Origin of the sequence: Pigmentibacter ruber, assembly GCF_009792895.1 — a bacterium.
Classification (GTDB): domain Bacteria; phylum Bdellovibrionota_B; class Oligoflexia; order Silvanigrellales; family Silvanigrellaceae; genus Silvanigrella; species Silvanigrella rubra.
Map to the genome: position 1 here is coordinate 16,152 of NZ_WSSC01000003.1, position 25,283 is coordinate 41,434.

24 protein-coding genes are annotated in these 25,283 nt (G+C 30.0%); 7 read left to right on the forward strand and 17 right to left on the reverse strand.

Translation table 11 applies throughout. The annotated features are described in order from the left end of the window. The first annotated feature begins 72 nt into the window (after nucleotides 1-72). The 3 genes from serS to GOY08_RS09095 all read left to right on the forward strand — a co-directional run bounded on the left by serS (nucleotide 73) and on the right by GOY08_RS09095 (nucleotide 2,710). Nucleotides 73-1,341: a serine--tRNA ligase gene (gene serS, locus GOY08_RS09085; RefSeq protein ID WP_158998595.1), complete on the forward strand. Its 1,269-nt coding sequence runs from the start codon at nucleotides 73-75 to the stop codon at nucleotides 1,339-1,341. Nucleotides 1,342-1,359: 18 nt separating this feature from the next. After that, complete coding sequence (locus GOY08_RS09090) at nucleotides 1,360-1,614, forward strand: hypothetical protein (protein ID WP_158998596.1); 255 nt, start codon at nucleotides 1,360-1,362, stop codon at nucleotides 1,612-1,614. 100 nt (nucleotides 1,615-1,714) lie between these two features. Further along, entirely contained in the window at nucleotides 1,715-2,710 is a 996-nt protein-coding gene (locus tag GOY08_RS09095; protein WP_158998597.1) for an ABC transporter substrate-binding protein, read from the forward strand. On the opposite strand, the gene GOY08_RS09100 is transcribed toward GOY08_RS09095, so the two are convergent. The 3 genes from GOY08_RS09100 to GOY08_RS09110 are packed head-to-tail and all read right to left on the reverse strand — an operon-like array spanning nucleotide 2,707 to nucleotide 7,380. Further along, nucleotides 2,707-3,483 (reverse strand): 4'-phosphopantetheinyl transferase family protein, encoded by a 777-nt coding sequence (locus GOY08_RS09100; RefSeq protein WP_158998598.1) that lies wholly within the window; start codon nucleotides 3,481-3,483, stop codon nucleotides 2,707-2,709. The two genes, GOY08_RS09095 and GOY08_RS09100, sit on opposite strands and share 4 nt — an antisense overlap. A gap of 3 nt (nucleotides 3,484-3,486) precedes the next feature. Next, on the reverse strand, nucleotides 3,487-4,998 hold the full coding sequence (gene hutH, locus GOY08_RS09105; RefSeq protein ID WP_158998599.1) for a histidine ammonia-lyase: 1,512 nt from the start codon (nucleotides 4,996-4,998) through the stop codon (nucleotides 3,487-3,489). 33 nt (nucleotides 4,999-5,031) lie between these two features. Continuing rightward, complete coding sequence (locus GOY08_RS09110) at nucleotides 5,032-7,380, reverse strand: aminotransferase class V-fold PLP-dependent enzyme (RefSeq protein ID WP_158998600.1); 2,349 nt, start codon at nucleotides 7,378-7,380, stop codon at nucleotides 5,032-5,034. Between the two features lie 290 nt (nucleotides 7,381-7,670). Here GOY08_RS09110 and msrB point away from each other — a divergent pair, with 290 nt between their 5' ends. Further along, entirely contained in the window at nucleotides 7,671-8,168 is a 498-nt protein-coding gene (msrB, locus tag GOY08_RS09115; RefSeq protein WP_158999062.1) for a peptide-methionine (R)-S-oxide reductase MsrB, read from the forward strand. A 5-nt stretch (nucleotides 8,169-8,173) separates the two neighbouring features. Here msrB and GOY08_RS09120 read toward each other — a convergent pair whose 3' ends face one another. After that, nucleotides 8,174-8,869, reverse strand: coding sequence for a hypothetical protein (locus tag GOY08_RS09120; RefSeq protein ID WP_158998601.1), 696 nt, complete (start codon nucleotides 8,867-8,869; stop codon nucleotides 8,174-8,176). Between the two features lie 342 nt (nucleotides 8,870-9,211). On the opposite strand from GOY08_RS09120, the gene GOY08_RS09125 reads away from it, so the two are divergent. Then, on the forward strand, nucleotides 9,212-10,639 hold the full coding sequence (locus tag GOY08_RS09125) for a PhoPQ-activated protein PqaA family protein (protein ID WP_158998602.1): 1,428 nt from the start codon (nucleotides 9,212-9,214) through the stop codon (nucleotides 10,637-10,639). Between the two features lie 278 nt (nucleotides 10,640-10,917). Then, a complete protein-coding gene (locus GOY08_RS09130; protein ID WP_158998603.1) occupies nucleotides 10,918-11,736 on the forward strand; it encodes a hypothetical protein in 819 nt (272 codons plus the stop codon). Between the two features lie 111 nt (nucleotides 11,737-11,847). Here GOY08_RS09130 and GOY08_RS09135 read toward each other — a convergent pair whose 3' ends face one another. The 12 genes from GOY08_RS09135 to trmB form a co-directional block, all read right to left on the reverse strand. Continuing rightward, nucleotides 11,848-12,918: a hypothetical protein gene (locus GOY08_RS09135; RefSeq protein WP_158998604.1), complete on the reverse strand. Its 1,071-nt coding sequence runs from the start codon at nucleotides 12,916-12,918 to the stop codon at nucleotides 11,848-11,850. Then, entirely contained in the window at nucleotides 12,915-14,099 is a 1,185-nt protein-coding gene (locus GOY08_RS09140; RefSeq protein ID WP_158998605.1) for a cupin domain-containing protein, read from the reverse strand. The genes GOY08_RS09135 and GOY08_RS09140 overlap by 4 nt, the downstream gene beginning before the upstream one ends. Nucleotides 14,100-14,226: 127 nt before the next feature. Next, on the reverse strand, nucleotides 14,227-14,370 hold the full coding sequence (locus GOY08_RS09145; protein WP_158998606.1) for a hypothetical protein: 144 nt from the start codon (nucleotides 14,368-14,370) through the stop codon (nucleotides 14,227-14,229). Nucleotides 14,371-14,867: 497 nt separating this feature from the next. Beyond that, a complete protein-coding gene (gene groL, locus GOY08_RS09150) occupies nucleotides 14,868-16,505 on the reverse strand; it encodes a chaperonin GroEL (RefSeq protein ID WP_158998607.1) in 1,638 nt (545 codons plus the stop codon). A gap of 34 nt (nucleotides 16,506-16,539) precedes the next feature. After that, entirely contained in the window at nucleotides 16,540-16,827 is a 288-nt protein-coding gene (gene groES / locus GOY08_RS09155) for a co-chaperone GroES (protein ID WP_158998608.1), read from the reverse strand. 151 nt (nucleotides 16,828-16,978) lie between these two features. After that, nucleotides 16,979-17,455 (reverse strand): hypothetical protein, encoded by a 477-nt coding sequence (locus GOY08_RS09160; protein ID WP_158998609.1) that lies wholly within the window; start codon nucleotides 17,453-17,455, stop codon nucleotides 16,979-16,981. 134 nt (nucleotides 17,456-17,589) lie between these two features. Then, nucleotides 17,590-18,090 carry a deoxycytidylate deaminase gene (locus tag GOY08_RS09165; RefSeq protein ID WP_158998610.1) on the reverse strand — a complete coding sequence of 167 codons (501 nt, stop codon included), beginning with the start codon at nucleotides 18,088-18,090 and terminating at the stop codon, nucleotides 17,590-17,592. Beyond that, the gene (locus GOY08_RS09170) at nucleotides 18,087-19,703 is read right to left on the reverse strand and encodes an acyl-CoA mutase large subunit family protein (RefSeq protein ID WP_158998611.1); all 1,617 of its coding nucleotides are present in this window, start codon (nucleotides 19,701-19,703) and stop codon (nucleotides 18,087-18,089) included. Before GOY08_RS09170 ends, GOY08_RS09165 begins: the two co-directional genes overlap by 4 nt. Nucleotides 19,704-19,723: 20 nt before the next feature. Then, nucleotides 19,724-20,506, reverse strand: a complete 783-nt coding sequence (locus GOY08_RS09175; RefSeq protein WP_158998612.1) for a hypothetical protein — start codon at nucleotides 20,504-20,506, stop codon at nucleotides 19,724-19,726. 28 nt (nucleotides 20,507-20,534) lie between these two features. Continuing rightward, on the reverse strand, nucleotides 20,535-21,659 hold the full coding sequence (gene queG, locus GOY08_RS09180) for a tRNA epoxyqueuosine(34) reductase QueG (RefSeq protein WP_158998613.1): 1,125 nt from the start codon (nucleotides 21,657-21,659) through the stop codon (nucleotides 20,535-20,537). Further along, nucleotides 21,656-22,582, reverse strand: a complete 927-nt coding sequence (locus tag GOY08_RS09185; protein ID WP_158998614.1) for a cation diffusion facilitator family transporter — start codon at nucleotides 22,580-22,582, stop codon at nucleotides 21,656-21,658. The genes queG and GOY08_RS09185 overlap by 4 nt, the downstream gene beginning before the upstream one ends. Before the next feature lie 14 nt (nucleotides 22,583-22,596). Continuing rightward, a complete protein-coding gene (gene trmB / locus GOY08_RS09190; protein WP_158998615.1) occupies nucleotides 22,597-23,298 on the reverse strand; it encodes a tRNA (guanosine(46)-N7)-methyltransferase TrmB in 702 nt (233 codons plus the stop codon). Nucleotides 23,299-23,416: 118 nt separating this feature from the next. On the opposite strand from trmB, the gene GOY08_RS09195 reads away from it, so the two are divergent. Next, nucleotides 23,417-24,340 carry an OmpA family protein gene (locus GOY08_RS09195; RefSeq protein ID WP_158998616.1) on the forward strand — a complete coding sequence of 308 codons (924 nt, stop codon included), beginning with the start codon at nucleotides 23,417-23,419 and terminating at the stop codon, nucleotides 24,338-24,340. On the opposite strand, the gene GOY08_RS09200 is transcribed toward GOY08_RS09195, so the two are convergent. Then, nucleotides 24,341-25,237 carry a hypothetical protein gene (locus tag GOY08_RS09200; RefSeq protein WP_158998617.1) on the reverse strand — a complete coding sequence of 299 codons (897 nt, stop codon included), beginning with the start codon at nucleotides 25,235-25,237 and terminating at the stop codon, nucleotides 24,341-24,343. Nucleotides 25,238-25,283: the final 46 nt, after the last annotated feature.

The window sequence follows — 25,283 nt, forward strand, 5'->3', positions numbered from 1 at the left end:
TGGCACTTGAAAAGTCTTTACCTCTTTATAAGAATGAGCAGCGTAAAGGCTTTACTACAAGAAAGGCTTATTATGCTTGATCCAAAATTTATTAGAGACAATTTAGAAGAGATCGCTATTGCAGCAAAAAATAAACGCTTTGATTTTAATCCAAACTATTTCAAAGAGTTATATGAGAAAAGGCTTCAATTAATTAAAGAAACTGAAGAATTAAGAAGTAAAAGAAATACCGGATCAGATGCTGTTAAAAAGGCAAAAAGCAAAGAAGAAAGAGAAGCTCTAGTAGCTGAAATGAGAAAAATGAGTCCTTTGCTGGAAGAAGCTGAGAAGAATTTAAGAGAAATAGAAGCTGATTTTGAAAAGCTTTTGCTAACTATTCCAAGTATTCCTTCTTCAGATACCCCACTAGGCGCTTCAGATGTTGATAACGTTGAAATTAGAAAAGTAGGTAGCATTCCTCAGTTTTCATTTCAAATAAAAGACCATATCGAACTTGGAAAATCTCTAGGAATTATTGATTTTGAACGGGGGGCAAATATAGCTGGAAGTAGAAGTTATTTTTTACTTGGTGCAGGAGCTGAGCTTGAAAGAGCGGTTCATTCATTAGCATTAGATTTATTAAAATCTAGAGGATACAAACAATTATCAGTCCCAGTACTTGTAAGAACCTCTGCTATGGAAGGAACGGGTTATCTTCCTGGAGGTGCTGATCAAGCTTATTTTGTAGAAAAAGATGATATGTGGCTTGTTGGTACTTCTGAAGTCCCCTTAGCAAGTTATCATCAGAATGAAATTTTGGATGAACCAAGTCTACCAGTAAAATATTGCGCTTGGTCTACCTGTTTTAGAAGGGAAGCCGGAGCGGCAGGGAAAGACACAAAAGGTCTTTATCGAGTTCATCAGTTTCAAAAAATCGAACAGGTGATCATTTGTGAACCAAATATAGAAAAAAGTGATAAATTGCATGCCGAATTGTTAAAAAATGCTGAAGACCTTCTTCAGTTACTTGAGCTACCTTATAGAGTTGTGCAAGTTTGTACTGGAGATTTAGGACAAGGCCAGGTGAAAAAAAATGATGTAGAAACCTGGATGCCAAGTCGCAATAATTATGGCGAAACACATAGTTGCTCAAGTTTTTATGATTTTCAAGCAAGGCGTTTGAAAATTAGAACAAAAGACTCTAATGGCAAAACTCAGTTTTGTTTTACTTTAAATAATACAGCTGTGGCAACTCCAAGAGTTCTTATCCCTCTAATTGAAAATCATCAAACCCCTGATGGTAGAATAAAAATTCCCAAAGCTCTGCAAAAATATATGAATGGCGCAGAATATATAGGATAATATTTGGGAGAAAGTATTATGCTTGCTTGTATTTGGGATTATTATGGTGCTTCTGCATTAGGAACAGCTAAACACTTTGAAAAACATTTGCATGAATTTATTTCTGTAAAAAAAGTTATAATAAAGCAAACTGGAGTGGTAAGTAAAGATACACAAGCGTTTGTTTGGTGTGTTGGTTTAAAAAATGATTTAGAACTCGTTATTTCAAATTTGAAACCCAAATATTTCGTAGAAGAAAAAGATTTCAAAAATTTTGAGATCCATATAAAATAATTTCAGAATGTATATAAGCCAAAATTTTGGCAAGTCTAATTTTCTTGTAAAAGATCAATTTAAAAACATAAAATTATATTAATTTAAATTGGAGTTTTACATGAAAAATATCTTTATTAAATTCTGTATAGCTTTGTTTGGTATTATTACTTTTATAAATGCTTTTTCGTCTTCCAAAGATATTGTTATTATCGAAAGCTACAGTAAAAGTTTCAAGTGGGATGCTGATTACTCCAAAGCTTTATCAGAAAGGCTTGGGAAAAAATATAAGCTCACTTTTTTTGAAATGGATACTAAAAGAATTCCAAAATCAGACCATGAAAAAATGGGACTAAAAGCTTGGGAATTAATTCAACAAATAAAACCAGTTTTAGTTATACTTGGCGATGATGCTGCACTAAAATTTGTCGGACCACATCTAGAAAGTAATAAAATTCGTTCCGTATATTTAGGAATCAACAATAATCCCAGAGTATATTTTGAAAATGACCCTAAATATTTTACTGGAATTTTAGAAAGACCTTTAATGCGAAGATCTGCCCTATTCATAAAAGAAATTATTCCAAATGCAAAAAATGTTCTCATTATGTTTGATAGCGATAGAACATCTGAAATAGTTCATGAAGATTTTTTCTCAAGTAAACCTTCTGTTGTTTTTAGTGGAATAAATTATGATATATTTTTAAATAAAACTTTTAATGAATGGCAAAAACATGTTATCGATGCACCAAAAAAATATGATGCAATTATCACAGGTCTTTATCAAAGTATCACTGATGAAAAAGGCAAAAATGTGGATGCTGAAAAAACTATTACTTGGACCTCTCAAAACTCAAAACTACCATTGTTTGCATTTTGGGATTTTGCAGTGGGCAAAAATAAAGCACTAGGAGGCCTAGTTTTGACTGGATATACTCAAGGAAAAGCAGCAGCTGAAGTAGCAGAAAAACTTCTAGCTAGTCCAAATCTTCTGCCAAGCTCACTTTTCCCTATTTATTTGCAAGAAGGGGTATATCTTTTTAGTAAACAGGAAGTTAAAAAATTTAATATAAATATTCCTAATGATATTAAAAAAGATAGTAAATTTGTTGATTAATTTGAATAATCCAAATAAATTGTTTCATATTTTTGCAGCTCACCTTTGTGAGAAAAGGCCAAGGCATATGAATCATTAAAATCTATTATGTAGTTAATCCAGCTAGAAAAATTCTCTTCTTGATCACAAGCAGATAAATTTATTATTTTTGTTTGCAAGGAATTACTACTCAAAACGCTTAATAAATTTGGTGAATAAAAAAGCCCAACTCCAATTCCTTTTAAAATAGCTTCTTTCAATGACCAAATTCGATAAAAGTAGTTTACTTTGTCATTTTCTTTTTCTAACTGGTTAAAATATTTTTCCTCAAAATCAGAAAAAAATTGTGATTTCATTAAATCAAAATTAATTGAAAAATCTTTATATTCAATATCTATCCCAATTTCACCAATAAAAGACGTTGCTATTGCTATATATTCTCTAGAATGAGATACATTAAAATAGATATTTTTTTTAAAATTATTTAAATTTAAAAATGGTTTTTTATATTTACCATAAGAAAATTGAATTAAATCATGACTTAAATTTAATTCCTTAGATAGTATTTTTTTAATAAAAACTCTTGTCATTAAATATCTAATTGAATCATTAAAAAATAAAAATTTTTCAGATTTTATAACATTATCATCAGTAATATATTCATTAAAATTATTTTTATATATAATATTATACATAAATTTATTAAATTCAATATCACAATTTTTACGAAAAGGATTATCTTTTAAAAAAGGGATTTTTATAGTATATATTCTAGCAGGAGAAGAGAAACTCACATTTTACCTGTAATTTTCAAAAATGTATTCTTTAGCAATTTTAATATCATCAGAAAAAAATCTATCATTTTCATAAAATTCAATCTTTGCTCTTAACTCTTTATAAACATGCAAAAGTTTACCAGAAAAACCTTTAATTTTTCTTAAATCACATGCTTGTAATGCAGCTAAAAACTCAATTGCTACGACATAAGCAGTATTTTCAGTCATTTCTAAAAGTCTGTATGCAGCATGAGTTGCCATACTTACATGATCTTCCTGATTAGCAGAAGTTGGAATACTATCTACTGAACATGGAAATGATTTTGATTTATTTTCACTAACCAATGCCGCAGCAGTTACTTGAGCTATCATAAATCCTGAATTTAATCCACTATTATTAACTAAAAAAGGAGGGAGTCCACTTAAATTTGAATCCAACAAAATAGAAATCCTTCTTTCAGATAGTGAGGCAATTTCTGTAGATATAATTGCTAAAATATCAGCTGCAATTGCAACTGGTTCTGCATGAAAATTTCCACCAGAAAGAAACTCATTTGTCTCAAAAAGTGAAATTGGATTATTTGTAACTGCATTTGCTTCTATTTCTAAGGTTTTCTCAATCGAGCTAATTTGCTCAAAACAAGCCCCTAATACTTGTGGAAGACATCTAAATGAATAAGGGTCCTGTATTCTTCCCGATTTATTTAAATAATCATTTCCAATTCCTTCTAAAAGCAGATTTCGCATTTTTTCAGCAACATGCATTTGCCCATGATGACCTCTTAATTCGTGAATCCTCTTATCAAAAGGTTGAGTGTTGCCTTCAATGGCTATGAGTGAAAAAGCACTAGCTTCTAAACACGCTGACATAACTGTTTGTAATTTAAATAAAGAAACTAATGCAATCGCAGTTGAGACTTGAGTTCCATTTAGTAATGATAGTCCTTCTAATGGTTGCATTTCTAGCTTATCAAGTTTGCATTCATCTAATGCTTGAATTGCAGAAATTATTTTCCCATTTTTTCTAACAGTCCCTATTCCAATTAACGGTGCTACCAAATGGGCTAAAGGAGCTAAATCGCCAGAAGCTCCAACAGAACCTTTAATTGGAATACATGGATAGTATTCTTTATTGATTAATGTTAGAAGTGAGTTCAAAACTTCGAATCGAATACCAGAATATCCTCGCGCAAGACTAGCAACTTTTAGGATCGCAATTAATCTCACAAATGAATCATCAAAAAATTCTCCAACTCCAGTACAATGCGATTTTATTAAGTTGTGCTGTAATGTTGTTAGATCTTGTAACTCTATTCTGGTAGATGCTAATTTACCAAATCCAGTGTTGACACCATACACGCTTTTAACATTTTCATTACTTAGCAATTTTTTTACATTATCAACTGATTGCTGCATAGTTCTTTTTGTTTCGTTACAAAGAACATAACTTTCATATTTCCCAAAATAAATATTCTTTAAATTTGAGATACATAATTTACCTGGTTCTATTAAAAAATTTTCTAAATTATTCATAGATGCCTCATTACTTCTTTATCCGCTGTATTATTAAAAATTATATAAATTGTCATATTTTAGTTGCGATAAAGCTAATCCGCCACTAATACTCCAAACATTTTTTATCCCAATTCTTCTCAAGCTTTTTGCAATTGCTAATGAACGATTTCCTGTAGAACATAGTAAAGCAATAGGTTTATTTTTATTTTCTTCATTAATTAAGTAATTAAAGAAATTTACTATTTTAGTGAGAGGAATATTTTTGGGCGGATTTATAAAATTTAAAACATTCCAGTTTTTAAAAAGAATTGACTCTGCATTTTCTCTAATATCTATAATTTCAAAAACACTTGCATCTAAATCTTCAATTGATATTGTTGGTAAACTTTTATCTGTTAATACAGAATTACTAATTGTTCCACAAACTAATTTTCCTTGCAAGTTTGTTTCAAGTAATTGAGAATCTATCAGTTTTTTTTCTGCAAAAAATTCTTTTTCACTCATACAATTCAATGGATCAAATAATTTCTTTAATAAAATATTATTTCTTTTTTCTGTTCCCCATGTTGTTACAATAGATTGGCTATAATCATGCGCAGGACAAAGAATAGTATTATCATGCAATTTTTTATCAAGATTTTTAATTGTATCATAAAATAATTTACTATCACTAATACTAAAATCAGTTCTACCTAAACCTCCTATCAAAACAGTATCACCTATAAAAACACATTCAATTTTTTCATCCAATGAAGATTTATTTTTTAAAAAATAACTTACACTATCCAAAGTATGTCCAGGTGTTTCAAGTCGTTCAATTTCCCAAGTACTTGAATTAAAATTTAAAATATTCGATTCAGAGTTCCACCCTAATTCATCACATGCATCATTTTTTAATAAAAGCTTTTCTAATAAACACGATCTTGCAGAAACGTGATCAGCATGTGAATGGGTATCTAAAACTGCTTGAATATTTAAATTTTTACATTTTATAAGACTTATTAATCTGTCAATACTTTCAAATGTTGGATCAATAATAACACAAAATCTTGTATTTATATCAGAAATTAACCAAGTATTTGAAGAATCATATTCTAGTTGAGTTATGCCATGAATTAGAGAATCTTCGGAATTATTATCAATGGAATCATCAATTATTTTGCATGCTAAATTAAGACATGAGTTTTTTAATGCCTTTCCAGCAGCTTGAATATTTTTTATTCCAAGAAAAATTTCTTCTTGCGATGTAGTTAATCCAAAAGAAAGTCTTATAGCTGAGGCTTTTCTCCACTCAGGTAAATTCATTGCTTCTAAAACATGACTGTAGTCAAGGGATTTCGAATTACAAGCAGAACCTCCGCTTAAACTTACTCCAGCAGCATCGAATACTCGCATTAATTCTTTTGAAGTAAATCCATATACAGAAAAGTTCAAAGTTGTGGCCACAGAATTTTCTAAATCAGTATTTATTTCTATTGCGGGAAAAGCTTCTACTAAAGAATTTAATAGTAAACTTCTAAAGTGAAATAATTCTTGATTAGTTTTAAAATTTGCGTCTAAACATCCATCTTTTATTTTATTTAATTTCTCTAAAATAACACCAATAGCAGCAATACCTGGATGGTTTTCTGTCCCTGCTCGAATCCCTCTTTCCTGTCCACCACCAACAATTAATGAACATTGTGGAGCTTTTTCTCTCAAATATAAAAATCCAATTCCTTTTGGAGCATGCACCTTATGGCCACTAAAAGTGGCATAATCAACACTTAAGTCATTAAAATTTAATGAAATTTTTCCAAGCGCTTGAACACAATCTACTAACCAAAATACTTTACTAGCAGAACTTCTTATTACTTTTTCAATCTCTTTTAAATTTGTTATTAATCCAGTTTCATTATTTACTGCCATAGTACATAAAAAAACAGTATCATTTATATGCTCTTGTATTTCATCTAGACTTATATGCCCCTTACTATTCACACCGATTTGAACAACCTCAAGATTTACACCTAATATTTTCTTCCAATGTATTATTGAATTATATACAGCTTTATGTTCTGTTTTTGAAATTAATATTTTTTTATTTAGAAAAGAAGGTTCATCTTTTATTTGATCTTTTATCCAATTCAAAACAGAAAGTACTGATATTTGAATTGCTTCTGTTGCTCCACTAGTAAAATAAATTTCTGTAGGTTTAACATTCAACAATTTGCTTGCTTGAATTCGCGATTCTTCCAAAATTAATTTTGCTTCTGCGCCAGCTATATGTGAGCTACTGGGATTTGCATATACTCTTTCCATTGACCAAAGAGCAGCTTGACAAGCTTCTTTTAAAATTGGAGCTGTAGCATTACAATCAAAATATACTTTTGAATTGCCATTATTTTTTTCTTTGTTCATTATGCCTCCATTTCAATTTTTAATCTTGTCTTTTCTAATTATCACATATAAAAGAATATTACTATTTAAAATTGTTATTTAAAAAATAATTTTTATTTATCTTTTTAAAAAAATTTTTATAGCCCAAAAATTTTATTTTTTTCCTTTTAATAAAAAATACATAAAAGTCATTTTTTTGATATTAAATTCTTACATAATAATGCTATAATAAAAAATTATTATGAACTATAGGAATTAAAAAAATGATAGATTATCGAAGAATAATTTTTTCTTTTTTAGCTTTCTTTTTAATGGTTGGGTATGCTATGGCGGATAAAACAGATTCAAAATATGAAAATGTCGATAAAAGCAAAAAAATAAAAGAACTTTCACCTATTCAAAAAGAAGTAACTCAAAATAATGGGACAGAGGCTCCATTTAAAAATGAATTTTGGAACAACAAGGAAGATGGAATTTATGTAGATGTTGTCACAGGAGAGCCTTTATTTAGCTCTCTAGATAAATATGATTCAGGCACGGGATGGCCTAGCTTTACTAAACCAATAGATAATAAATTTTTGCAATTTAAAGAAGATAAATCTTTAGTTCATGAAACAAGAACTGAAGTCAAATCAAAAATTGGAAATTCACATTTAGGTCATGTTTTTGATGACGGCCCGGGGCCAACGAAAAAAAGATACTGTATTAATTCAGCAGCATTAAAATTTATTCCTGTAGCAAATCTTGAAAAGGAAGGATATGGACAATATCTTTCCTTATTTAAGAAACACAAAAAAGAAAATAAATAAAATTTTCAATTTCCACAAACCCAGTACCCATAGCCATTGAAAGTTGAAATTTCACTTGTTGCTTTTGCTTTAAAATTTAACTTTATTATAGAAGATAAGTTAGGATGAGAATAATCTGTCCAAGGCAAAGTTTGATCCCAAACAAATTGCTGAACTTCTAAGTTACTCAAATTTCTAAATACATTCACACCAATATCTTGTTGAAATGAATACATTTTAATTGGCAAAATTCTTGAAATAGTAAGCGAATTATCTACATTAATATTATAGTTCGTTACAATTTTACTATCATTTTCTGTTGCTACTGAAGCTATATTAGTAGTATTCACATAAAATTTATCTCCATTGATCTTTGCTAAGTTAAACCTTACATATTGGCCTGATGTCGCTGGATTTTCACTTTTTATTACTAAAAATTGGCTTGATGTTTCATCGCTTTGTGCTGAAAATGAGACTTCAAGATTTTCTGATTTAAAACCTTCTTTAATATAAATAGGTTTAATTTTATTTTTGGAACTTATTAAGTCAATTGTTGAACTTGCACTTCCATAGATTATTAAAGGCTCTCCTCCACCCGTACATGGATAAAATATTTTTACCCCATTATCATCAAAGAAGCTTCCATTAATATGCTTTATACTAGCATAAATATTTCCTGAAAGTAAAAAAGATAATGAAATTTTTACTATATTATTAAGCATGATAATTCCTTATTATTGAAATAAATTTTATATTTAATTTAAAGTGACATGTCTCACTAAATTAGTACTAGGTCAAGAATTTAATTGATATTGATAAGATATTGATCATTTTTAAATTGATTCAAAATTTTACTATAATTATTATTTTAATATTCTATATAAATTTAATTTATTAAAACTAGTTTCACAATTTCGTTTCTTTTATAATTCAATATTTTTAAAAATTATATTGATATTTTTGTTATTACAAAGTAAGTTTTCAAAGTTCGTAACAATTCGTTATGCCTCCCACATATTAAATGAAAAATATCATAAGGAGCTAATTCTATTATGAAGATAGGGATGAAATATTTACTTATAATTCTTTTCCATACGTTGCTATCTAAAGAATCTATTGCAAAAGATTATTGCCCAAAAGAACTTGATTCTTTTGATTGTATAAAACAGTTAACATCAAAATATTCACTAAATTACTCTAAAATTAGTACAGAAAATTTAAATGATGATATTGAAATTATTGAATATGAATTTACCTCACAAAAGTATCCAATCAATGAAAGCTATCCAAACTCAGAATGGAAGCACAATTTAAAAATTTTTATTCCAAAATCTTATTTAAAAAATACCACACCTATTGTCTACGTAGATTCAGATATAAAGAATAAAAAAGATGAAGAATTTTTCGAAAATATTTCTAAAAATACATCTTCAATTGTTGCAAGACTCACTATGGTTCCTAATCAACCAATTAATTTTCCTAATATTGCTAATTTATTTGAAGATGATTTAGTTGCACATACTTGGAAAATGTTTCTTGATGATCCAATAGAGAATAAAACATTGCCTCTCCATTTGCCTATGGCAGTAAGTATTGTTCGCGCATTAGATTTGATTCAAACTGAGTTACAACCAAAAGATTATAATGTCAGTGGTTTCATATTATCAGGTGCTTCAAAAAGAGGCTGGGCTGCTTGGCTTGCAACTATTTCTGATGAGAGAATAAAAGCTATAGTACCTATAGTGATTGATATTTACAATATGAAAAGTCAATTTATGAAATTAAATAAAGTTTATGCTAATCACTGGCCTATTGCATTGTATCCCTACTATAAAATTAACTTATATAAGTTTTTAGAAAATGATAATTTTAATTCATTAATTCAAATTGAAGACCCTCTTGCATACAAAAATTCAGTAAAACAAAAAAGATTAGAAATTCCAAAATATATTATTAGCTCAAGTGGAGATGATTTTTTCCTACCAGATTCAATATATGATAGTTATAAAGATATTCCTGGAGAAAACATTTTTCGCTATATTCCTAATTCAAGTCATTTCATAAAAAAGAGTATTATTGAAGATGCAATTACTCAATATGCCAAATTAATCAATTCAGATATTTCTATAAATAAATTAAATTTTAAATTTTATGAGGATAAATTCGGAGAAAATGTCAGAATTGTTATTAAACTCAATAAAAATATTAAAAAAATTACTCTTTGGGAAGCTACAAATACTCAAGAGAGAGATTTTCGATTCTCCTGTGGAATTGAATATAAAGAAAAAAGCTTGCACATAAAAAACAATGCTAGATATATTTCTATATATTTAAAAAAACCTAAATTAGGCTGGAAGGCTTCTTTCATTGAAATCATTCATAACAATAACTTTATTCAAACAACTCCAAATATTGTTTTACCCAAAAAAGAGTATCCTTCTAATATTATAAATGATAAAAGCAAATATTGCAGTTCGCTTCCATTACAATAGAATAAAATTTTTTGGATAGATAACTTAAAGATATTTAAAAAGAATAAATATTCATATTAGTTAAATTATTTTTAAACATTTTTCACTAATATTATTATTACAAAATAAGTATAACTTGTGAATATTTGCTAAAAAATTTATATACTTTTTATATTCATATTAAATTACTAATAATATTTTTAAAATTCTAGATAATATTGCTTTTTTTAAATATAAAAATTAAAGAAAAATTGTTTTTATTGTTTTTAAAAACAAACGAAATTTTATTAGGAGAATTTATGATTAGTAAAAATTTATTTATAATTTTTAGTTCTTTAGCTTTTACACCAATATTTGCAACAGAATCTAAATTATACAATAGAAATATAATTTTAAACAACAATACTGAACATTTAAGAGATTCAAAAATTAACAATTTAGCTAAAAATGAAACTCAGGATACTTTAAAAGAGGAATATTCTAGTGATAATAATCAAATATATTATTTTGAAATGGAAAAATCTAAAGAATTTCGAAAAAAAATTGCAATATCTTACAATAAAGCATTTTTAGAAACCGAAAATTTAAACAAAGTTAAATATTATGAAGAAATTATTAAGCACTACATAAGAAGTGATATTAAAAATGGAAGATTTGATATATTTCAACTTAATGAAATTAAAAATTTAAACTTAGGAATTGGTGAAGAAATTAACTTGATGACAAGTAAGATAAACGAAATTAAAAAAGAGATCACTGAAAATCCAACTAGAGTTGATCTATATGTTAAATATTATATCAATTATAATTTACTTATCCTTATGAAAAATGCTTATTATGCAACATATAATGCCGCACCTCCCTATAAATTTGCCGAAAATGCAAAATCTGCAGCTGCAATTTATAGTAATAATTCCAAAGCTGATTATGCCAGAGAACTAAGAAAAAAAGCTGATGCGGCTTATAAATTAGTTGATAAAGCTTATAAATTATATGCAAATGCTGATAAAAAAAATAAAAGTGAATTTTTTGAATTAAGAAAAAGATACTATGAGGCAGAAGATCTCGCTAGAAAATTAGACGATGAAGCAGATATGGCATTTAATTCTATCAGGTAATTAAATAATTATTTACCTGATAGAATTTATTAAATATTATTACATTTTATTAAAATAAACTAAATTTAAATAATTTTTAAAAATGAATAATAAGATTAAAAAATTTCAATTTTAATTTATTTGCAAAATTGATTTTAAAACCATTTGACATTCTTCACGAAATGCTTCTAAATTTGGTGCGGCATTTTGTTTCTTATGATTAAATTCTCTTGAATTTACCCATTCAACGATAAGTTCTGCCATTGATTCTGTTGAGTCATATAATTCTACAAGATTTTTTAAATTGTTACTTAATGGATAATAGTTAGGAAAAATCGCAGGCAGGCTAAAACGCACTAAATCATTAACATTACCTGTTATGCAACTTTTTCCACGCACTTCAACTACTCCATTACGCACAATGGATTCAGCAATTGGTAATAAAAGAAAATCTGTTTCAAATAGAGTTTTATCAAATTTATCTTGGGGAATATAAGCCTTATGCTCAATAATTTCTACCATAGGTGGAATTTTCCAACCTATATTTTTTAAGTATGATTGGAGTTTTTCTGAAGTATTCTCTCCAAGAAATTCAACCCGCAGAGGCCGAATTAAATTTTTTGAAGCTAGAGTTAAAGCAACTAAGACTTCTTCATAGTTCCTTCCCTCATAAACTCTTCCTGGAATACAACAATGCACTTCTTCCCGCAAAAACATTTTTGATCTGTATTGAGGGTAGGCTAAATAAAGAGAACGGTTATAGTTATTTGAATCCAACTGATAGTCCGAGCGATCAAGAAGTATGATATTAGCAGCCCCACGATTTACTAAACGTGCAATATTTGCACTGGGACGACTATCATCAGGAAAACTAAAAGTGTTTAAATTGTGCACTAAGCAATGATAAATAGGGCCTCCCTGTTTATCTTCAGATAAAAGCGCACACAAAGCATCAATCGGAGTTATAATAAAAACATGTTCATTTGAATGAATAGATGCTTTAGATTTTTCAATAAAATCTATTTGTGAGAAATTGAGTGGTTGCAACACCCACTGCACTTTATCAGATATTTCGAGTGAAGCAGATTCACGACAAAATGAATTAGTATATACGATCAATTCTTGATTGAGATCAATTAATTGTCGAATTAAGCTATCAAGAACCTCGCAATGCATTTGTAATTCAATTAATCCTATTTTCATAAATTTGAACACTCAACAAAAATTCCTTCTTCTACTAGCCGACGCAGAAGTGGTGCTATTTCATTATCAATATCAAGATGAGGCGCCCAACTTGCGGCTTCAGCAAGAGTAAAAAATTCAGAACTAAATAAATTTTCAATTAATTTTGCAGGAACACCTTCTAAGGAAATTTTTTTGCTTCCGTCCGTTATTCGATGTTGTCCTAGTTGTGAATCATATTCAATTTGGACTGCTTGATATTTAGGCCTTCTTAGTTTCGTATTCTGTTTTTCAATTGATGAATAAAAACCTGACTGGCTTGGCAAGCTAACTTCTCGATTACGAGAACTCTGAGAAACTTGATGATTTGTAAGATAAGCTTGCACAAGTTGTTCATCGGTGGATAAAGTAGCAAGTTGCTTAAAAAGATTTCGAATATAACTCGCAAGTTCTTTTTTATCTCCATGAATAACTGGAGGTAAATTTTTTCTCCACTGTGGATCATTTATGAGTTCATCAGCCAACCACTTTAACCAGAACAAACCAGTACGACAGGTTATTCCAACAGTTAAGTGCAACGAGGGTTCATGACAAGCAACAGCATGATGCCAATGACCACGCGGAATATAAAGAATATCTCCACGGTTCAGTACTGTCTCTATATAGGGAGCTCCTTCAGGCTCCCCTGTATCGACTGAATGTCTGCCATATTTATCCAACGGATATGGATATGTTCCTTTAGAAACATACCATTTTTTTGTTCCTTCAATTTGCAAAATAAAGACTTCATGATCATCATGATGAGAATCAAAACCCTGTTGATTAGGCCAAGAACAATACATATTTACTTGTGTCCGATGTCCTATTTCTTGTTCTATTTTAGATGCTAGTGAAGCAATTATTGGCAATCTTGCGTGTAATTGACTGATGATCATCGTATAGCCTTCCTGACAGTGTTTGATCCAATCACTCGGAGTGTCTGGAACATCAAGAAGTCTTTTTTTTCCTTGAGCTGCGAATCGAATATCATCGCGAAAGCGGAGTTTATGAAAATTGAGAAGATAATTAAGATCATCCCATGAAAATAGTGAACGAAAACGGTCTGGGTTTTGTGCACGAAGTACCAAACCTTTAGTAGTCCAAAACTCTTTAAAAAAATTTTCAAGTGTAATTGGTGAAAGAAGCGTTTCTAGATCGAACATGCAGTTCATCCTGAATATAAGAAAGGTTATTATTAAATTAGAAAAGAGAGAATCATGCCCAGTAACTTAATAGGGGGAAAAACCCAATCAGAAAAGGGCAAGTTAGATTTAAGCTAGGAAGTATTTCTTAAACATCTTTTTGATCAACTTCTTGGTTAGGTAACATAGTAGATTCAAGAGTTTTTATTGTCTCTACTGTAATTTTGATTGTTTTAGGTTCTGGTTTAGTTGCAGCAGCAAGTACGTGTTGTAATAAAGTAGAATTATCCATTGTTTACTTCCTTATAAAAAAGTTGAGAACTAACGACAGAAAATGAAAATATTTTTGCAATAAGAAAATTGTACAATAAAAAATTAAAATCAGCAAACCTAATGATAAAAAATTTAGTAAGAATAAAATTATATTAAATTCTGAAATATTTTTAATTTTGGCTCTCTACTTAAAGCTTAATTACTGCAAAAAAATGGAAATTTTAAGATAGCAATTTTAAAATTAATTACAAAATATAAAATAGATTATTTTATCGACTAATATCTACCTCTATTAATATTACTTGATTTAATTTTCAAAAAAGAACTGAAAGATTTTTTATCTTCAACACTCTAAGCAAAAATATTGAATAAAGTATTCTAATTTAAATTCTTTCACACTCGAAAAAATAAGATTATCTAAGGCAAAATGCTTAAGTGAAAAATTGTTCTTTTATTAAAAAAAACCTATTTTTATTACTAAAAATAGGTTTTAAAGATATTATTTGTTATCTTTTATTACATCATTCCTGGGTAGCCACCGCCTGCAGGCATTGCAGGAGCTTTTTCTTCTTTTGGTTTTTCAGCAATCATGCATTCAGTAGTTAATAATAAAGAAGCAACTGAAGCAGCATTTTGTAAAGCAGAACGTGTTACTTTAGTTGGATCAATGATACCAACCGCAACCATATCTTCATAACGTTCTTCTTTTGCATTAAAGCCAAAGTTAACAGTAGTGTTTTCACGTACTTTATTTAAAACTACTGACGGTTCATAACCACCATTAGCAACAATTTGACGAAGTGGCTCTTCTGTAGCACGAGAAATAATATCAATACCAAAACGTTCATCGTTAATTACTTTAGAACGTAGAGCTTCTAATACCTTTTGTGCGCGAATAAGAGCAACACCGCCCCCTGGAACAATACCTTCTTCAACCGCTGCGCGAGTTGCATGTAAAGCATCTTCAACACGAGCTTTCTTTTCTTTCATTTCTGCTTCTGTAGCAGCTCCAACACGGATTACCGCAACGCCACCAGATAATTTTGCTAGACGCTCTTGAAGTTTTTCGCGATCATAATCTGATGTTGTATCAGCCATTTGCTTTTGAATTTGTTTTACTCTGGCTTCAACTTGAGTTTTATCGCCTTGGCCATCAATAATTGTAGTATTATCTTTGTCGCAACGGATACGTTTAGCAACACCAAGTTGTTCAATTGTAGTTGTTTCTAACTTCATTCCAAGTTCTTCTGAAATGACAACGCCACCAGTTAAAATAGCAATGTCTTCAAGCATTGCTTTACGACGGTCACCAAATCCTGGAGCTTTAACAGCTACAATTTTAAGATTTGCGCGTAAACGATTTAAAACTAAAGCCGCTAGAGCTTCGCCTTCAACATCTTCAGCAATAATTAAAAGCGGTTTACCAGTACGTACAACTTTCTCTAGAATTGGAACTAAATCTTTTAAAGAAGAAAGTTTTTTATCAAAAATAAGAACGTAGGCATCTTCGTAGTTTACTTCCATTCTTTCTGCATCATTTACAAAATAATTTGAAAGGTACCCACGATCAAATTGCATTCCCTTAACAACATCAAGAGTTGTTTCCATGCCTTTAGCTTCTTCAATCTGGATAACACCTTGCTTACCAACTTCTTGCATAGCTTCAGCAATAATGTTGCCAATAGTAGTGTCAGAGTTTGCAGAAATTGTACCTACTTGCGCAATTTCATTATGACTAGAAATAGGTTTACTAATTTTTTTCAATTCAGCTGTTACTTCAAGTACAGCTTTATCAATACCACGTTTTAAATCCATAGGATTGTGACCAGCTGCTACTAATTTTACACCTTCACGGTAAATTGCTTGAGCCAATACAGTAGCAGTTGTTGTACCATCACCAGCGACATCTGAGGTTTTAGAAGCAACTTCTTTCACCATTTGCGCGCCCATGTTTTCAAATTTATCTTCTAATTCAATTTCTTTTGCTACAGTAACGCCGTCTTTCGTTACATTTGGTGAGCCGAAAGACTTATCAATAGCAACATTACGACCTCTAGGTCCCATTGTAACTTTCACTGCATCAGCTAGAGTATTTACACCAACAAGAATTTTTTTACGTGCATCTTCACCGAAATTGATCATTTTTACTGACATATTAAACTCCTAATATTACAAATTAATTTAAAAATTAACCAATGACGCCAAGAACATCATCTTCACGCAAAATAAGGTGTTCTTCACCATCAACTTTAATTTCAGTACCGCTGTACTTACTAAATAAAACTCTGTCACCAACTTTGATGTCTATTTGGCGCACTTGCCCATCAGCTAGGACTTTTCCATTACCAACTGCGACAACAGTTGCTTCCACTGGCTTTTCTTTTGCATTGTCTGGAATAAGAATTCCGCCAGCAGTTTTAGTCTCTTCCGCAACGCGCTTAACCAAGATACGATCTGAAAGTGGACGAATCTTCATATTGAACCTCCAAAAAGAAGAGTGGATGAAAACCACATATAAATAAGAACTAGAATATTGAGGGTCTGTTTGCCCCCGAAAACCTTACCTGGAAAGTAAACAGCACTTTGAAAGTGTCAAGACTTTATTTTTATCTAAAAAAAGGAATGAACTATCTGGAGCTTAAACCTAGAGTTGCAATAGAAATATCATGGCGAGATTCCTTATTTACTGAATAAAGAATTCCTTTTTCATCTTTTATCAAAGCAACAGGTGAATCTTTACTCTTCCAGTAAGCAGCAATAAGATTACCTTTTACAACCGAGTTTTTAAATTGTTCGAGTATGGGTGCAAGCAAGTCAATTGCATTTCCTAATTTTTGTAGCTTTTTATTTGCAGTTAAGAAATAGAGCTTATCTTCACATTTGATAAGCATTTTGGGGATAAAAATATGTTGCTCTTCTATAAATAACAACTGCAAAGGTTGATAACTGCCTTTGTATTCCTTTAAAATTTTATCAAAGTTTTCAAAATTTTTCGGCAATTCTTCTCTTGGTAATCTATAATCTGAGTTATCGTTTCCATTCGATCTAGTATTTATAAGAACAAAACTTGGATTCTCTAAAGCATAAGTGAAACAATTTTTCATTAAAACACTTATCAAGAGCAAACAGAGCAGAGGTTTTATCATGAATTATTACACCACAAATATTAACAAAAGTGCACCGCACGCTTCTCATTACCCTAGAATTTTGCTGAAGGCAATGATCTAAAATTTGGACACTATTCCTCTGCCTGGCGCACAGATAAACCACAGGAACGTAGAAAATTCATAACAAAATCATAATCTTCATTTTTATAAGCAGTCCGAAATACAACACTTTTTATTCCGGCAGTGATAATAGCCTTTGCGCAATCTCTACAAGGACTAAAAGTACAATACAAAGAAGAATTTCGTAAGTCCTGCCGAGAGGCTGCAATGGCATTCATTTCTGCATGTACAATAAATGGATATTTATCTGGGCGAAGATTTGGGAGATTCTTATCATCACTTCCTGGGGGGAACCCATTATAACCAGTAGCTAAAATCCTTTTATTTTCATCTACAATGACTACTCCTACTTGAGTTTCACCATCATGACTTCTTCTTGAAACAGCTTCGGCAATACCAATAAAATAATTGTCCCATGATGGACGAAGAATATTCTTTCTATTTGAATAATCTATTTTCAAAACTGGATAATGTTTTTTTTCTTCTTTAGAGAAAATAACTTTACTACTCATAATATAATATTTTCCTTATATTCACCAAATACTTCGCGAAGAATATTACAAATTTCACCAATACTTGCATAAACTTTTACAGCATTTAGAATAAATGGCATTAGATTTTCTGTACCCTGTGCAGCTCTTTTTAACTTAATTAATGCTTCTTTTACGGCAACCTGATCGCGAGAGTTTTTTATTTTTTTTAGTCTTGAAACTTGATTTCTTTCCACGCTATCATCTATTTTTAAGAGATTTTCCACTGGTTTTTCTTCAATAATAAACTTATTGACTCCAACAATAACTCTACTTTGGTTTTCAATGTCTTGTTGATATTTATATGCTGATTTTTGAATTGAAGCTTGGACAAAACCCTGTTCAATTGCTTTTACCATACCACCAATTTCATCAATTCTTTTGATGATATCAAGAGCTTCTTTTTCAATTCTATCAGTTGTTGCTTCAACATAATAACTACCAGCCAAAGGATCCACTGTTTCCGCCACACCACTTTCATAAGCAATAATTTGCTGTGTTCTTAAGGCAATTCTAGCTGATTCTTCTGTTGGTAAAGCTAATGCTTCATCTTTTGAATTTGTATGTAAACTTTGTGTCCCACCTAATACAGCTGCTAACGCTTGTATTGTTACCCTTACGATATTATTATCTGGTTGTTGTGCTGTTAGAGTAGATCCTGCTGTCTGAGTATGAAAACGTAACATCCAACTTTTAGGGTTCTTTGCTTGAAATCTTTCCCGCATAATTTTTGCCCAAATTCTTCTAGCAGCTCTAAATTTTCCCACTTCTTCAAATAAATCAGTAAAACTATTGAAAAAGAAAGATAATCTTGGAGCAAATTCATCTACATCTAAACCAGAGTTTATTGCTGCCTCAACATATGCAATGCCATCAGCTAATGTAAATCCAACTTCTTCAGATGCAGTACTTCCAGCTTCACGTATGTGATATCCGCTAATGGAGATAGTATTCCATAAAGGAACTGATTCCTTACAGTAAGAAAAGATATCAGTAATTATTCGCATTGATTGAGTTGGGGGGTATATATAAGTTCCTCTTGATATATATTCTTTTAATATATCATTTTGAATAGTTCCTCTTAATTTATCACTTTTAATACCTTGTTTTTCTGCAACAGCAATATAAAGTGCTAACAAAACAGCAGCAGAGGCATTTATTGTCATAGAAGTTGAAATTTGATCTAATGGAATATCAGCAAATAATATTTCCATATCCGCTAAGGTATCTATCGCCACACCAACTTTTCCAACTTCTCCTGCCGCTTCTGGACAATCGGAGTCATAACCAATTTGTGTTGGCAGATCAAAAGCAACACTTAAGCCAGTCTGCCCCTGTGCTAATAAATACTTATACCGTTTATTGCTTTCTTCAGCAGTAGCAAACCCAGCATATTGACGCATAGTCCACAAATTGCTTCTATACATCTTGCTGTGAATTCCTCTAGTGAAAGGAAACTCTCCAGGAGAACCTAATTTTTCTTTATATTCCTCTTTTGTATTATTAGGTAATGGATAATATATTTCTTCAATATTAGCACTAGAGGCTGTTAAAAAATCTGACTTTCGTAATAAATTTTTTTTCTCCTTGGACATCAACATCCTCCAATAATATTTTAAACCTTAGGCTTAGTTTTTTGTATTCTTCCAGGAAATCCATCCCAAAAATCTTCATTAAATATTGAATTTAATAATTCATCCACCGAAGGAAAATATTTTTTCTCGGGCGGATTTTTTAAGGTAACAAATTTATCTTTACCCCAAATTAATTTCCCATTATTCGTATCAACTAATAAAAGAGAAATTCCACCATTTAGAGTGTAAATATCATTATCTGAATTAGAATCTAAATGTTTCAAAATTACAAGCAAAGCTGTATCTGCATTTAATACTTTTAAAGCTAACTTATTTAGCTCAGATATCCATGCATTGTCAGGTGCAACACAATAGGAATAAAATTCTACAAAATTTTTCCTACTCAAACATGAAGATGTTATTATGGATCTAACAACTGATTCTCTTGAAGAAAAACGACTTGAAATAACAATCAATCTTTGATTCATATTCTTCAATATATCTAAATTTTCTTTAACAATAACATTATTAACAACAGTAAAAGAATAACCATTTATATTTGGTTGATCTTTAAAAGCTTCCATTACTTTAGCTTCAAGTTTAGGAATAAATTGGTGTGTATTTATGATTGCAGGATCAATTACAGCCATTTTTGAAGGATCGGGTAAGACAAATGTTGGAACAGCAATAATGGATGCTGGATTTATAGCTTCATATCCCTCTTGAATACCTTCATTTAATAGTTTTGATGATTGGCAGCCATAAAAAAACGTAACAAATATTTTTAACACAAATAATCTTAAAATAAGATTTTTTAAATACATTTTTGTTCCTTCTAAATAAACAAATTATCTATTTACTACTTATTATTAATCCTTCTATTTGTCTAACTGTTTTAAGGATTAATTCATTTTCAGATTTTGCCAACATAGATAAAATATTCCTTAAATCAGAATCAGAAGTAGCATAAAGATGATATAAAGCATTTCTAACTAACCCAGAATATTTAGCGCGTGTTGCAGCTGTTCCACCAAACCATTTTTCATATTGATTTTCATCCATCAAGGCAACCTCTTTTGCAGTAATCATTAAAAAAGGACTATGCACTTGAGAAAATTCTTTGAGGATAGGAAACCCAGATGTAACAAAATTATATGGACAGACTTCTTGACAAATATCACACCCATAAATTGTATCCTTAAAGTAAGGAAGATATTCTTGGGGCACTGTATCTCTGTGTTCTATCGACAAATATGATAAACAACGTTTTGCATCCAAAAAGAAATCAGGCAAAAGTGCCTGAGTTGGACATGAATCTAAACACTTTGTACATTCTCCGCAAGTTAAGTTCATAATAGGATTCAATTTTTTATCTTCACTTTCAGCCAATACATGTGTTGGTATGTCTGTTAGTAATGTTGCAATAAAAAAGAAACTTCCCATCCCTGGTCTGATTAACATTGTGTTTTTACCTATAAAACCCAAGCCAGCCTCTCTTGCGTGTGCTCTATCAAAAAAAGGAATAGAATCAATAACAGGTCTAAAGTTAAATTTTAAGTCAAGAAAAAGTTGTAAATTTTTTGCAATTTCATTTAATTTCTTCTTTAATATTTTATGATAATCTTTTCCATATACATAACGTGAAATTAACTTCTTATTATAGATAGAATCATCATTAAATTTAAAAATATCTAATTTTTCATCTTCAATTTTTCCTCTAATTCTGTGCCCATATGCATAAGGAAATAAAAATATTAATGCTGTTTTACAATTATCAAGAACAAAATTAGGATCTTTTCTAACCTGTATATTCTTTTGCAGAAAATGCATATCTGCATGAGCGCCTGAATTTAACCAAAACTCAAAGAATTTTTTGTCTTTATCAAGATTATTATTTAAGTCTTCAAATGAAAATAAAGCTGAAGCAACAATTTTTTTTTCAATAAAATATTCTTGAATATTTTTTTTTATTTTCATATTTTTATTCTAACACTACTAGGATCAGCGTGAACAATAACATCGCTTTCAAAAGATTCTTCGAGAGATTTTTCGATTTTTTCGATTATTAAATGGACTTCATGAAATGATAAGTCATCAGGAAGAGTAACATGAAAATCAAAGAAGTACTTGTGACCACTTTTTCTTCCTCTGAATCTATGAATATCTTCAATTCTATTGTCTGTTTTTTTAATTATTTCTTTTGCTTTTAACTTAACTTCATCAAGAATATCATGATCCATTAATTCATTTATACTGGTTTTTATTAAACCGAAAGCTCCAAAAATTATATAAATTGAAAAAACAAATGCTATTATTGGATCTAATATAGAATTACCTATTAAGATAACAAAAATAATAGCTAAACCACTCGCTAGATTTGTAACTAAATCAACTTTGTAATGTTCAGAATCAGCTAATAGTGCAGGACTATTTAATTTTTTTCCATTATTTTTTAATAATTTTGTTACAAAAAGACTTACCGCTGCTGCAAAACCAAAAAAGATAACTTGGTTCCAACTTGCATGAAAATGTATTTTAATATTTTCAAAAAAATAATCATAAATTTGTCTGCCACTGGAAGCCATAATACCTATAGCACCCCCAGTTATTAAGCAACCTTGACCAAGTGCAGCTATACTTTCTACTCTCCCATGACCATATGGATGATTATCATCAGCATCTAGTCTTGAGTAAGCAACAATTTTTCTATTGATTAAACTTACAAGCATATCTATAGCACTATCCCAAGCTGATAAAGCAACTACTAGAGAACCTGATAAAAGAAACAAAGAAAATTTACCGAGAGCTAAACCCGCTGCACAAAGAGCCGCAATTAAAGCTGTTCTTTGTGCTAACTTTGATTTTAAATCTCCTTTATCTAGAATGTTATTCTTCAACATTTTGTGAGTCCTTATTATATTTTTAAGTAAACACGCTGATAAAATGGAATTCCTTTATTGATAAATAATTTTTGAAAAGCAGTCTCATAAGGCCCCCCAATTATATTGTCAGGCTGAGGTCTAGGCTGATTGTTATCAAAATCATCTGCGACAAACCCGGATTTTAGTAACAAATCATTAGTTTGAGTAAAATATACTAGATGATCAGATTTAAACCAAAAAAATCCATTAGGTTTCAGCTTTTGATACACTACCTGAATAAACTGTTGATTAAGTAATCTATTTTTTTCATGCCGATCTTTTGGCCAAGGATCAGGAAAAAAAACGCAAATTCCATCTAGAAATTGATCAGGTAAGAGATCATTCATTAAGTATCTTGCATCACAAATTGCTATTTTTCCGTTATTTATATCAAACCGTTTGAGCTTACGTGCAGATTTTACTACTCGCTTATATGTAATATCTATCCCAAGAAAATTCATATTATTATTTCCTTGCGCTAGTTCTATTACATTTTTCCCCATGTAACAGCCTACTTCGACAACTATAGGCTTTTGCATATCTTTAAATATGTTTGGAAATACTTTTTGTAATTCTGCTTGAGTAAGTAAATACTCTGATAGCTGTAAAGCCTCTGTTAGATAAGGGTTTTCGTGCCTATTCGGAGCCTTTTCACCGCTCCGCAAATTGTCAATAATAGTGCCAACTTTTCTCATTTTCATGCCTTTTTAATTTCAACTTTTTGACTCATAAAAAACTTACCCATTCCGGCACCCGCAGGTTGCCGAAAAGCTTGAAAGGAATCAAGCCAAAATTTGGTTTGAAAGGAAATATATGCAATTCGTGCATGAAAAAAAATTGCAATACTTAAGAATCTTAGTAGCCTTATATTCATTAATGCTACATGCGATGAGTTTTGCTTACAAGTTTCCTGAAGCTTTTCCTTATTCTCCTTTATCAAGAAGAGAATATTATACACATAAATCCTACGCAAACGAAGAATGCACTCCAAAAGAAATTGACCCACAACAAATAAAATTGTCTATAGTCGAAAAGTTAATCGGAAATAGTGAATATAAAATTGGTTGGAACTTTTATACTGAACAAGAAATCCCAGCATATTTACGCCCTACGGTTGGTGGAGAAGTTCAAGTAATGCGTTGTTTACCACCAGGAAAATGGGTATTTGTAGGAAAAGGAAATGTAACAGGAATAAACGGTAACATTGTCGAAGCTCTTATTTCAGGCTTTTCTGACGTCGAAACACAATTTGGTAAAATTCCGGCTGAATTTATATCTTCAGGTAATATATATTGGAAACCTATGGTAGGAGATGCTATCTTTCCAGTAGAAAAGCATATCAATAGAAAAATTGCAATTAGCCCAAGAGTGGAAATTCCTTTTCAAGATCTTTTTATTAGTAGCGATTTAAACCAATATTCATATGAAATTTCAAAACAAGGAGAAGATATTTTAAAAGAAAAATTTAGCCAATTCAAAAAATTAAATGGCAGAATTTTGATTGAATCATTTATTCTCACAAGTGGAAATAGAGAGCAATTAAGAATTGAAAGTTTAATAAGAGCTCAATCAGTTTCAAAATATTTAGCAAATTTATACAATATTGAAAGCAATCAAATAGTCACAATAGGATATGGAAATGACTGGCTTCAAAGTGGATTACAACCAATCAAAGGTTGGCCAAATAACAATATCACAAGTGGCATAATAATAAGAATGCTCCCTGCAAATTTCTGATTAACGCATTTTTTTTAATACCTCAGAACTTTTTATTATCCCTATTTGTGGCAAACCAATAGCTTGTTTTACAGTGAGTTCTTTAATTCCTCCTAGTTCATCAGCCTTTCTTTGAATTTCAATATTAAAATCAGAAATTGTTAATAACTTACAATCTTGCACAAAGAAAAAGCCCTCATGAAATGCTACAACCTTTCTTTCTAGTTTAGCACATAAAACTTTGGCCGATGGTAAATCAGCTATTTGCTCTTCTTCTGGAACTTTAATAATAGTATTATCTATTTTTTTATTAACTTGTATAGGACTACCTTGTTTAAATCTGTTTAAAACTTTTTGATCTACAGAATAAATTGGTTTACTTTTTGATAAAAACAATTCTATATCACTAAATTTATTAAATTCTCTTTTTTTACATTCTTCAATGTAAAAAAATTGTTCATTATTAGAAGTTAAAATTTCTTTTTCATACTTATTGCACAATATATGAAAAGAATCTGCATTTTTTGCTAAATAATCTCTGTAATAATCATCAGAATTATAATCTTTACCAATTTCAAGCATTGCATATACATGCACAGGAAGAGCGATAATTTTTTTTCTTTGATCTTGAATTAATTGATTTGATACTTCAGCGTCTTTTAATAATGATAATTTACAATCTTTAACGATATATATTAAATCAACATAAGTAACTAATTTATTGTTAAGAAAACTACAAATTTCAGACTTATTTTTTTTCTGAGAAAAAAAACTCTCACTATTACCTAAATTAACTAAAGACTTTTTCTCATTAATTTTTTCATCATCTTCATTAGCAAAACAATTGAGAAATACCAGGATAAAAAAAATAGAAAAAAATTTTGATATTTTTAAAAATACTGAAATAAAACTTTTCATTCAATGTTCTCTTTATTAAAAACACTTACATATATATAAATGTTTC

Bases quoted from the DNA above. Each gene is read 5' to 3' on its own strand.
- serS (WP_158998595.1), top strand. From the start codon at position 73: ATGCTTGATCCAAAATTTATTAGAGACAATTTAGAAGAGATCGCTATT.
- GOY08_RS09090 (WP_158998596.1), top strand. From the start codon at position 1,360: ATGCTTGCTTGTATTTGGGATTATTATGGTGCTTCTGCATTAGGAACA.
- GOY08_RS09095 (WP_158998597.1), top strand. From the start codon at position 1,715: ATGAAAAATATCTTTATTAAATTCTGTATAGCTTTGTTTGGTATTATT.
- hutH (WP_158998599.1), bottom strand. From the start codon at position 4,998: ATGAATAATTTAGAAAATTTTTTAATAGAACCAGGTAAATTATGTATC.
- GOY08_RS09110 (WP_158998600.1), bottom strand. From the start codon at position 7,380: ATGAACAAAGAAAAAAATAATGGCAATTCAAAAGTATATTTTGATTGT.
- msrB (WP_158999062.1), top strand. From the start codon at position 7,671: ATGGTTGGGTATGCTATGGCGGATAAAACAGATTCAAAATATGAAAAT.
- GOY08_RS09120 (WP_158998601.1), bottom strand. From the start codon at position 8,869: ATGCTTAATAATATAGTAAAAATTTCATTATCTTTTTTACTTTCAGGA.
- GOY08_RS09125 (WP_158998602.1), top strand. From the start codon at position 9,212: ATGAAATATTTACTTATAATTCTTTTCCATACGTTGCTATCTAAAGAA.
- GOY08_RS09130 (WP_158998603.1), top strand. From the start codon at position 10,918: ATGATTAGTAAAAATTTATTTATAATTTTTAGTTCTTTAGCTTTTACA.
- GOY08_RS09135 (WP_158998604.1), bottom strand. From the start codon at position 12,918: ATGAAAATAGGATTAATTGAATTACAAATGCATTGCGAGGTTCTTGAT.
- GOY08_RS09140 (WP_158998605.1), bottom strand. From the start codon at position 14,099: ATGTTCGATCTAGAAACGCTTCTTTCACCAATTACACTTGAAAATTTT.
- GOY08_RS09145 (WP_158998606.1), bottom strand. From the start codon at position 14,370: ATGGATAATTCTACTTTATTACAACACGTACTTGCTGCTGCAACTAAA.
- groL (WP_158998607.1), bottom strand. From the start codon at position 16,505: ATGTCAGTAAAAATGATCAATTTCGGTGAAGATGCACGTAAAAAAATT.
- groES (WP_158998608.1), bottom strand. From the start codon at position 16,827: ATGAAGATTCGTCCACTTTCAGATCGTATCTTGGTTAAGCGCGTTGCG.
- GOY08_RS09160 (WP_158998609.1), bottom strand. From the start codon at position 17,455: ATGAAAAATTGTTTCACTTATGCTTTAGAGAATCCAAGTTTTGTTCTT.
- GOY08_RS09165 (WP_158998610.1), bottom strand. From the start codon at position 18,090: ATGAGTAGTAAAGTTATTTTCTCTAAAGAAGAAAAAAAACATTATCCA.
- GOY08_RS09170 (WP_158998611.1), bottom strand. From the start codon at position 19,703: ATGTCCAAGGAGAAAAAAAATTTATTACGAAAGTCAGATTTTTTAACA.
- GOY08_RS09175 (WP_158998612.1), bottom strand. From the start codon at position 20,506: ATGTATTTAAAAAATCTTATTTTAAGATTATTTGTGTTAAAAATATTT.
- queG (WP_158998613.1), bottom strand. From the start codon at position 21,659: ATGAAAATAAAAAAAAATATTCAAGAATATTTTATTGAAAAAAAAATT.
- GOY08_RS09185 (WP_158998614.1), bottom strand. From the start codon at position 22,582: ATGTTGAAGAATAACATTCTAGATAAAGGAGATTTAAAATCAAAGTTA.
- trmB (WP_158998615.1), bottom strand. From the start codon at position 23,298: ATGAGAAAAGTTGGCACTATTATTGACAATTTGCGGAGCGGTGAAAAG.
- GOY08_RS09195 (WP_158998616.1), top strand. From the start codon at position 23,417: ATGCAATTCGTGCATGAAAAAAAATTGCAATACTTAAGAATCTTAGTA.
- GOY08_RS09200 (WP_158998617.1), bottom strand. From the start codon at position 25,237: ATGAAAAGTTTTATTTCAGTATTTTTAAAAATATCAAAATTTTTTTCT.